Genomic DNA, 8704 nt, shown 5'->3' with positions numbered 1-8704 from the left:
GGCCGCGCCGGGCCGCCGCCGGTCCCGCGCCGGTTCCGCGCCGGTCCCGCCCGGTGTGCCGGACGCTCGTCGGCCACGGTGCGCGGTGCGCACGAGCCCCCGCAGCCCGACGCCGGGCCGCTCCACGAGTCGGGCCGGTCCCGACGAGCCGGGCCGCTCCACGAGCCGGGCCAATCCAAGGACCGGGTCGGCTCCGAAGATCCGGTGCAACGACAAAGCGGGCCGCGCCGCGGCCCCGTCGGGAGGGGCTCTCGTGACCATGTTCGGCATCGTCTCCACCTCGCGGGCCCCCGCCCGCGGCGACGGCGGCGCGCGCCCGCGCCGGGTGGCCGTGGTGGGGTCCGGCGTGGCCGGACTCACCGCGGCGTACGAGCTGTCCCGCGCCGGGACGGAGGTCGAGCTGTTCGAGGCCGACGGGCGCCTCGGCGGCCACGCCCACACCCAGCGGGCGACCGCTCGGGACGGGCGGACGCTGGACCTGGACACCGGCTTCCTGGTCCACAACACCCGGACCTACCCCCACCTGCTGCGGCTCTTCGCCGAACTCGGGGTGCGCACCCAGGACACCGAGATGAGCATGTCCGTGCGCTGCGACGGGTGCGGTCTGGAGTACGCGGGCGCGCGCGGACCGGCCGGCCTGCTGGCCAGGCCCGACGCCCTGGCGCGCGGCCGGTACCTGCGGATGCTCACCGAGGTGCCGCGCTTCCACCGGCGGGCCCGCCGCCTGCTCGCCGACCCGGCCGCGGGCGACCCCAGCCTGCGTGACTTCCTCACCGCCGAGGCCTTCTCCCCGTACTTCGTGAGCCACTTCATGACCCCGGTGGTCTCCGCGGTGTGGTCCTGCGCCCCCGACCTGGCGGGCGACTACCCGGCGCGGTACCTGTTCACGTTCCTCGACAACCACGGCCTGCTCGGGGTGACCGGCGCGCCGGCCTGGCGGACCGTCGTCGGCGGCTCCCGCACGTACGTGGAGAGGATCGCCGAGCGGCTCACCACCGTCCGCCGGTCCGCCCCGGTCAGGGCGGTGCGCCGGCACCCGGACGGGGTCAGCGTCGTCACCGCGGACGGACACCTGACCGAGGCCGACGCCGTCGTCGTCGCCACCCACGCCGACCAGGCGCTGCACCTGCTCGCCGACCCGACCGACGCGGAGCTGGAGGTCCTCGGCGCCTTCACCTACTCGCGCAACCCGACCGTGCTGCACCGCGACCCCTCCGTGCTGCCCACCGCCCGGTGGGCCCGCGCCTCGTGGAACTACCGGATGCCCCACTGCACCGCCCCCTCGGACCGGGTGCGGGTCAGCTACCACCTCAACCGGCTGCTCCGGCTGGACGCCGACGACGACTACCTGGTCACCCTCAACGAGGACCGGGACCAGCCCGTCCCGGAGCACCTGGTGGTCTCCCGCACCGTCTACGAGCACCCGGTCTACACCGCGAGCACCCTCGCCGCGCAGCGCCGGCTGCCCGAACTCACCACGGCCCGCACCGCGTTCGCCGGCGCCTACCACGGCTGGGGCTTCCACGAGGACGGCTGCCGGTCCGGGGTCGAGGCGGCCCGGTCGCTGCTGGGGGTGGGCGCGCCGTGACCACCCTGCCCGGGCCCTGGGGCGCGGTCCTCTACGACACCCTCACCACCCATGTGCGCACCGATCCGCCCAGGCCGCCGTTCCGCCACCGCGGCTACCTGTGGCTGGTCGACCCGGACCGCCTCCCCCGGGTGCCGTGGCCGCTGCGTCCGCTGGCCTCCTTCCGCCCGCGGGACCACCGGATCGACCGGGAAGCACGAGAGTTGACGATCCGTCAGGACATCGACCGGTACCTGGCCGAGCACGGCGTACGGCTCGGCGAGGGCCGGATCCTGATGCTCACCCAGGCACGGTCGCTCGGGCACGTGTTCAACCCGCTGACCGTGTACTGGTGCCGCGACGGCGCGGGCCACCCGCTCCGCACGGTCGTCGAGGTCCACAACACCTACGGCGGCCGCCACCGCTACCTGCTGCCGCCCGATCCCGCCGGCCGTGCCGAGACCCCCAAGGACTTCTACGTCTCACCGTTCTTCCCGGTCGACGGACGCTACCGGATGGTGCTGCCGGAGCCGGGGGAGCGGCTGGCCCTGACCGTCCACCTGGACCGCGGCGGCGGCCACGCCTTCACGGCCACCGTCCGCGGCACCGGCCGCCCGGCCGGACCCGCCGCCCTGCTGCGTGCCGCCCTCGCCCACCCGCTCGCCACCTGGGCCGTCAGCCTCCACATCCGCTACCGGGGCGTCCGCCTCTGGCTGAGCGGCCTGCCCGTCCACCCCCGCCCGACCGCCGGCCCGGACCGGTGCGCGCAGCGGTCCACGCCCACGGAAGAGCCCACGGAAGTGCCCACGGAAGAGGTGCCCGCCCCATGACGACCACGGTTCCCCCGACGGCGAGGCCGACGCCCGTCGTCGATCCCGCCCGCTGGCCGGACGTCGCCAGGGTGCCGCACGTGCCGCTGCGCGCGGCCGTCGCCGGACGCCTGCTGCGTCGGGTCGCCGCGCGGCGCGGCCTGCTCGTCGAACTCCCCGGCGGCCGGGCCCTGCGGCCCGCCCCGCCCGGCGCGCCGGTGCTGCGCCTGCACCACCCGCGGGCCTTCCTCCACCGCCTCGGCGAGAGCGGCCTGATCGGCTTCGGCGAGTCCTACCAGGCCGGCGACTGGGACAGCCCCGACCTGGTCGCCCTGCTCACCGCGCTGGCCAGCGCCCCCGAGACCCTCGTCCCGGCCGGCGCGCGCTGGCTGCGCCGCTTTTACGTCCGGCGCCCGCCGGCGGCGGAACTGCCCACCGCGGCGAACGCCCGGAGCAACGTCCGCCGGCACTACGACCTCTCCAACGACCTGTTCGCCCTGTTCCTCGACCCGACGATGACCTACTCCTCGGCGCTCTTCGCCGCCGGACCGGACCGTCGGCCGACCGCCACCCGGGAGGAGCTGACCGCCGCCCAGCACCGCAAGATCGACCGGCTGCTCGACCTCGCGGACGTCGGCCCCGGCACCCGGCTGCTGGAGATCGGCACCGGCTGGGGCGAACTCGCCCTGCGGGCTGCAGCCCGGGGCGCCCGCGTCGTCAGCCTGACCCTCTCCGAGGAGCAACTCGCCCTCGCCCGGCGGCGGATCGCCGAGGCCGGACAGCAGGACCGGGCCGAGGTCCGGCTCTGCGACTACCGCACCGCGGAGGGCGAGTACGACGCCGTCGTCAGCGTCGAGATGATCGAGGCCGTCGGACGCCCGTTCTGGCCGGACTACTTCACCGTGCTCGACCGGGTCCTCGCCCCCGGCGGCCGGGTCGCCCTCCAGGCGATCACCATGCCGCACGACCGCATGCTCGCCGGCAGCCGCAGCCACACCTGGATCCTCAAGTACGTCTTCCCCGGCGGCCGGATCCCGTCCGTGCGGGCGATGACCGAGACCGCCGCCCGCCACACCCGGCTGCGGGTGACCGGCACCGACGCGTTCGGGCCGCACTACGCCGAGACCCTGCGGCTGTGGCGCGAGCGCTTCTGCGAACGGCCCGAGGAGGTCGAGTCCCTCGGCTTCGACGAGGTGTTCCGGCGGATGTGGGAGCTGTACCTCGCCTACTCCGAAGCCGGGTTCCGCACCGGGTACCTCGATGTCCACCAACTGCTGCTGACCCGTGCGGAGGGGGCGACGTGAACACCGGAGCCTTCCTCCTCGGCCTCGCCGCGACCGCCGCCGCGGCCCTCGTCGTCCTGCTCGTCGCGTTCGCGGTGGGCGTGCGGACCGGCCGCCACCGGGGTGTGGACGTCGCCTGGGGCCTGGCGTTCGCCGCGGTGGCGCTCACCGGGTACGCGCTGTCGGCCGGGCACGGGGACGACGGCCGCCGGCTGCTCGCGACCGCGCTCGTCCTGGTGTGGGGCCTGCGCCTGTCCGCGCACCTGTGGTGGCGCGCCCGGGGAGCGCCCGAGGACCCCCGCTACGCCGCGATGCTCTCCCGCGCCCCCGAGGGCCCGGCCCGCACGCGGTACGCGCTGCGGATCGTCTACCTGCTCCAGGCCGCCCTCGTGTGGTTCGTCGCGCTGCCGGTCCTCGCCGCCCAGTACACCGACCGGCCGCCGGGCGCGCTCGCCTGGGCGGGCACCGCGCTCTGGGCGGTCGGCGTGTTCTTCGAGGCGGTCGGCGACCGGCAGCTCGCCCGGTTCAAGGCCGATCCCGGCAACCGGGGCGCGGTCATGGACCGCGGCCTCTGGCGCTACACCCGCCACCCGAACTACTTCGGCGACGCCTGCGTGTGGTGGGGCCTGTACCTGCTCGCCGCCGACACGCCGGCCGGCGCGGCGTTCGTCCTCAGCCCGCTCCTGATGACCTACCTGCTGGCCTTCGGCAGCGGCAAGCCGATGCTGGAACGCCGGATGGGCGCGCACCGCCCCGGCTGGGCCGAGTACGCGGCCCGCACCAGCGGCTTCCTGCCCCTGCCGCCCCGCCGGACCCCGCGGGAACCCCGAACTCCCCGCACCCCCCAGCCCCCGTCGTCCCCGAGGTCCCCCCGATGACCGTCTCGATCGCCCTGTTCACCCAGGACCTGCGCCTGCACGACAACCCCGTGCTGCACGCCGCGCACACCGCGGCCGACCAGGTCGTCCCGCTGTTCGTGCTCGACCCCGCCGTCGCGGCCGCGGGGTTCGCCGCCCCCAACCGGCAGGCGTTCCTCGCCGACTGCCTCGCCGACCTCGACGCCTCCCTGCGGGCCGCCGGCTCCCGGCTCGTCCTGCGCACGGGCGACCCGGCCGAGCAGGCGGCCCGCGTCGCCGCCGAGACCGGCGCCGCCACCGTGCACGTCGCCGCGGGCGCGAGCGGCTTCGCGCACCGGCGCGAGGCACGGCTGCGCAAGCTCCTCGACGACCGGCTGCACGTCCACGACGCGTCCCTGACCGTCGTCCCGCCCGGCCGCGTCACCCCGGCCGGGCGCGACCACTACACGGTCTTCACCCCGTACCACCGCGCCTGGCAGGAGGCACCCCGGCGGACCGTGCTGGCCGCACCCCGCCGGCTCGCCACCCCGGAGCACGTCCGCGGCGAGGACCTCCCCGCCGCGCGTCCGAGCTCACCCGCACTGCCGCCCGGCGGCGAGACGGCGGCCCGTCGGCGCCGGCGGAACTGGGACGTCGACGGCTACGCCGACCTGCACGACGACCTCGCGGCCGACGACACCTCCCGGCTCTCCCCGTACCTGCACTTCGGCTGCCTGTCCCCGACGGAACTCGCCACCGACGCCCTGCGGCACGACGGCCCCGGCGCACGGGCGTTCGTCCGGCAGCTCGCCTGGCGCGACTTCCACCACCAGGTGCTCGCCGCCCGCCCCGAGGCCGCGCACCGCGACTACCGCACCCGGGACGACCACTGGCACCACGACGAGCGCGAGGCCGAGGCGTGGCGCCGGGGCCGCACCGGCTACCCGATCATCGACGCCGGAATGCGCCAACTCGCGCACGAGGGCTGGATGCACAACCGCGCCCGCCTCCTGGCGGCGAGCTTCCTCACCAAGAGCCTCTACCTCGACTGGCGCATCGGCGCCGCCCACTTCCTGTCCCTGCTCGTCGACGGCGACGTCGCCAACAACCAGCTCAACTGGCAGTGGGTCGCGGGCACCGGCACCGACACCCGGCCCAACCGGGTCCTCAACCCGCTGCGCCAGGCCGACCGTTACGACCCCGACGGCGATTACGTCCGCCGGTGGGTGCCCGAACTCGCCCACCTCCCCGGCCCGCTGGTCCACCGGCCCTGGCTCCTGGACGACGGCTACCCGCCGCCGATCATCGAGCCGGAGGCCCTGACCGCGCGGTTCCGGCACGGGCGCTCCTGACCCCGGGCGCACGTGCCGGCCACGCCAACGGCGGTGGGTGGTGGGCCCGCCGGCCCACCACCCACCGCCGCGGTCCGGTCGCGCCCTACTCCTCGGTCGGCCCGAGGTCGGCGTGCTCGCGCAGCTCCACGCTGCGCGCGCGGTGGGCGGCGTGCGGTTCCAGCACGGTGACCTCGTTCGCCCCCGGGCGCAGGACGGGGCCGGGCATGAACAGCGAGCGCTGCGGCCCGCGCGACCAGTAACGGCCGGGCGGGCATGTCCTCGAAGAGGTTGCGTCCGGTGCGTTCCCAGTGGGCCTCGGCGCGGGCGATCATCCTGGCGGTGCGCGGGGTGGTGAAGGGGAGGGCGTAGACCGTCGACACCCGCCGCCTGGTCGCCAACGGCGAACGCTGGAGCGCCTTCGTCCCGTTCGCCGCCCGCCGGCCGCGCGAACTCGCCGGGTGAGCACGGGCGCCGCAGGTCACGGCCGGATCGGGAGGCCCCGGGCCGGCCCGGCGGCCCGCCGCCGCAGGGCGCCCCGAGCCCCCCGAGCCTCCTGCGCCCGGCCCCGGGAGGCCGGGGGCGACCCCCGGGGCCCGCCTGTCGGTTTCTGATCGTTCCGGCGGTAGCCTGCCCTCTGGACGTAGCGGGACATCGATGCCCGCCCAGGTCGTCAGGGGAGCTCGTGACCGATCAAGGGATGCTGGCACCACAGCGTCAGGCACTGATCCTGGAGGCCGTGCGCCGTCGTGGCGCGATGCGGGTCGCCGAGCTGGTCGAACAGCTCGGGGTGTCGGACATGACCATCCGCCGCGACCTGGACACCCTGGCCCGCCGGGGAACGGTGCAGAAGGTGCACGGCGGCGCCGTGGCGATCGGCGCCTCCAGCACCGACGAGCCGGGCTTCGAGGCGAAGTCCTCGCTGGAGGAGGCCGCCAAGGCCGCCATCGCGGACGCCGCCGCCGCACGGGTGGAGCCCGGCAACGTCGTCGCGCTCTCCGCCGGCACCACGACCTTCGCGGTGGCGTCCAGGCTGCTCAAGGTGCCGCAGCTGACCATCGTCACCAACTCGCTCGCGATCGCCGACCTGGTGTGGGCGGCCGGCCGCGACGCCGGGGCGAGCACCCCCTCGCTGCTGCTGACCGGTGGATCGCCCACCCGCTCGGCCGCCCTGGTCGGCGCCCTGGCCGAGCAGACGATCCGCTCGCTCCACGTGGACCTGCTGATCCTGGGCGCGCACGGCGTCTCGGAACGGGCGGGCCTGACCACGCCCAACCTGGCCGAGGCGCAGGCCAACCGCGCCATGATCGCCTCCGCCCGCCGGACGGTGGTGGTCGCGGACCACACCAAGTGGGGGGTGATCGGTCTGAGCAGCTTCGCGGAACTCGCCGAGATCGACTGCTTCATCACCGACGACCCGCTGCCGGCGCAGGCCCGCGGCACGCTCGAAGAGGCGGTCGGCGAGCTCGTGGTGGTCTCCACCGCCACCGGCTGACCCGCGCGAGCGGGCGCGGCCGGGCGCGGCCGGTCTCAGGCCACCCGCGCCCCAGACCCCGACCGGGGGCGGGGTATCGACACGAAGCGGTCCGGCAGTTTGACCGTGCGACAGTTCGCACCCGCGAACGCGGACGTGATCAGCCGCGCCAGTCGCTCGTCGGTGGAGAACACCCACATGCCCGGGACGAGCACGATCCGGTGCCGCCCGTCGAGGACGGACCTGGTCAGCAGCTCCAACTGCGGGCGCACGCCCGCGGACGGGGCGCCGTTGTCGAAGTAGAGGACGGGGGCGAGCAGGCCGAGGCGGTTGGCGAAGCGCCGCAGGGCCTCGCGGTGGGCGGCCATGCCCCGGGGGTCGAAGGGGAAGCAGCGCAGATAGGCCGCGGGGGCCAGACGGGCGGTCGGAGCGGTCACGGAAAGCCTCCTCTTCGCAAGCCCCCCAGAACCTCGCCGGAACACCGGCGGCCCACCCTCCGTACGGACGGCCGGGGTGGCGCCGGGCGGACTCTCCCACCCGCCGGTAGCGCCCGGACCGCGTCCTTGGGTTGCATCATCGGGTCCGCCGCCTGCCGAGTCAATGCCCAACCGCATCCTGCGCGGCTCGCGCGGCTCGCGCGGCTCGCGCGGCTCGCGCGGCTCGGGCGTGCGGCCGGCGGCCGGCGGCAGCGCGCTCCGAGCGCCGACGGCCGCCGGCGGTACGGATAGCCTGAGGGCGTCGCTCGCGTCCGGAGCGTCACGATGTGAGGAGTCCCGACATGGCCGACGCCAAGAACGCTGTGATCCACACCAGCCACGGTGCCATCACCGTGGAGCTGTTCCCGAACCAGGCGCCGAAGACGGTGCGCAACTTCGTGGAGCTCGCCGAAGGCACCCGGGAGGGGGCGACCGACCCGCGTACCGGCGAGCCGATCAGCGGCCCGTACTACGACGGCACCCCCGTCCACCGGATCATCGACGGGTTCATGATCCAGGCGGGCGACCCGACCGGAACCGGTCGCGGCGGCCCCGGGTACACCTTCGGCGACGAGCGCTACCCGGACCTCGTCTTCGACAAGCCCTACCTGCTCGCCATGGCCAACTCCGGCCCCGGCACCAACGGCTCCCAGTTCTTCATCACCCTGGGACCGGCCGCCTGGCTGAACTTCAAGCACACGATCTTCGGCAAGGTCGCGGACGCCGCCTCCGAGAAGGTCGTGGCCGAACTCGGCTCGGTGGCCACCGACGCGAACGACCGGCCGCTTGAGGCGGTCACCATCGACCGGATCGAGATCAAGCGCTGAGACCCCTCGGTGAGCACGAACCGGCCGCCGCCCCCGCCCCCGGGGCGGGAGATGGGGAGGGGGTGGGTGTGGGGAAGGGGGTGGTGCACGGGGGGTTGGTG

8 protein-coding genes and 1 pseudogene are annotated in these 8704 nt (G+C 75.4%); 7 read left to right on the top strand and 2 right to left on the bottom strand.

Annotated elements, in window-relative coordinates; translation table 11 throughout:
* Positions 1 to 259: 259 nt before the first annotated feature.
* From ABT263_RS38140 to ABT263_RS38120, 5 genes are read left to right on the top strand one after another with little or no spacing between them, the layout of a single operon-like run.
* Complete coding sequence (locus tag ABT263_RS38140; RefSeq protein WP_352298382.1) at positions 260 to 1588, top strand: NAD(P)/FAD-dependent oxidoreductase; 1329 nt, start codon at positions 260 to 262, stop codon at positions 1586 to 1588.
* A 5-nt stretch (positions 1589 to 1593) separates the two neighbouring features.
* Complete coding sequence (locus tag ABT263_RS38135; RefSeq protein ID WP_352298379.1) at positions 1594 to 2397, top strand: DUF1365 domain-containing protein; 804 nt, start codon at positions 1594 to 1596, stop codon at positions 2395 to 2397.
* Positions 2394 to 3680 carry a class I SAM-dependent methyltransferase gene (locus ABT263_RS38130; protein WP_352298376.1) on the top strand — a complete coding sequence of 429 codons (1287 nt, stop codon included), beginning with the start codon at positions 2394 to 2396 and terminating at the stop codon, positions 3678 to 3680. Before ABT263_RS38135 ends, ABT263_RS38130 begins: the two co-directional genes overlap by 4 nt.
* Positions 3677 to 4537 carry a DUF1295 domain-containing protein gene (locus ABT263_RS38125; protein WP_352298373.1) on the top strand — a complete coding sequence of 287 codons (861 nt, stop codon included), beginning with the start codon at positions 3677 to 3679 and terminating at the stop codon, positions 4535 to 4537. Before ABT263_RS38130 ends, ABT263_RS38125 begins: the two co-directional genes overlap by 4 nt.
* Positions 4534 to 5847 carry a cryptochrome/photolyase family protein gene (locus ABT263_RS38120; RefSeq protein ID WP_352298370.1) on the top strand — a complete coding sequence of 438 codons (1314 nt, stop codon included), beginning with the start codon at positions 4534 to 4536 and terminating at the stop codon, positions 5845 to 5847. The genes ABT263_RS38125 and ABT263_RS38120 overlap by 4 nt, the downstream gene beginning before the upstream one ends.
* A gap of 85 nt (positions 5848 to 5932) precedes the next feature.
* Here ABT263_RS38120 and ABT263_RS38115 read toward each other — a convergent pair.
* Positions 5933 to 6085 (bottom strand): annotated as a pseudogene (locus ABT263_RS38115) (hypothetical protein); the annotation flags it as partial.
* Positions 6086 to 6526: 441 nt separating this feature from the next.
* Between ABT263_RS38115 and ABT263_RS38110 the strand changes: the two are divergent.
* A complete protein-coding gene (locus tag ABT263_RS38110) occupies positions 6527 to 7321 on the top strand; it encodes a DeoR/GlpR family DNA-binding transcription regulator (protein ID WP_352298367.1) in 795 nt (264 codons plus the stop codon).
* Positions 7322 to 7356: 35 nt separating this feature from the next.
* Here ABT263_RS38110 and ABT263_RS38105 read toward each other — a convergent pair whose 3' ends face one another.
* A complete protein-coding gene (locus ABT263_RS38105) occupies positions 7357 to 7737 on the bottom strand; it encodes a hypothetical protein (protein WP_352298364.1) in 381 nt (126 codons plus the stop codon).
* Positions 7738 to 8078: 341 nt separating this feature from the next.
* Here ABT263_RS38105 and ABT263_RS38100 point away from each other — a divergent pair, with 341 nt between their 5' ends.
* Positions 8079 to 8603, top strand: a complete 525-nt coding sequence (locus tag ABT263_RS38100) for a peptidylprolyl isomerase (protein WP_352298361.1) — start codon at positions 8079 to 8081, stop codon at positions 8601 to 8603.
* The last annotated feature ends 101 nt before the right edge of the window (positions 8604 to 8704 follow it).

The sequence above is a fragment of the Kitasatospora sp. NPDC001603 genome (genome assembly GCF_040298365.1).
In the GTDB taxonomy this organism is placed as follows: Bacteria; Actinomycetota; Actinomycetes; order Streptomycetales; family Streptomycetaceae; genus Kitasatospora.
Note: the sequence above shows the minus strand (reverse complement) of the source record. Positions and strands in the feature narration are given on the sequence as shown.

What these genes read in the sequence shown, in the direction of transcription:
- ABT263_RS38110 (WP_352298367.1), top strand. Translation starts at nt 6,527, where the DNA reads ATGCTGGCACCACAGCGTCAGGCACTGATCCTGGAGGCCGTGCGCCGT.
- ABT263_RS38100 (WP_352298361.1), top strand. Translation starts at nt 8,079, where the DNA reads ATGGCCGACGCCAAGAACGCTGTGATCCACACCAGCCACGGTGCCATC.
- ABT263_RS38140 (WP_352298382.1), top strand. Translation starts at nt 260, where the DNA reads ATGTTCGGCATCGTCTCCACCTCGCGGGCCCCCGCCCGCGGCGACGGC.
- ABT263_RS38120 (WP_352298370.1), top strand. Translation starts at nt 4,534, where the DNA reads ATGACCGTCTCGATCGCCCTGTTCACCCAGGACCTGCGCCTGCACGAC.
- ABT263_RS38130 (WP_352298376.1), top strand. Translation starts at nt 2,394, where the DNA reads ATGACGACCACGGTTCCCCCGACGGCGAGGCCGACGCCCGTCGTCGAT.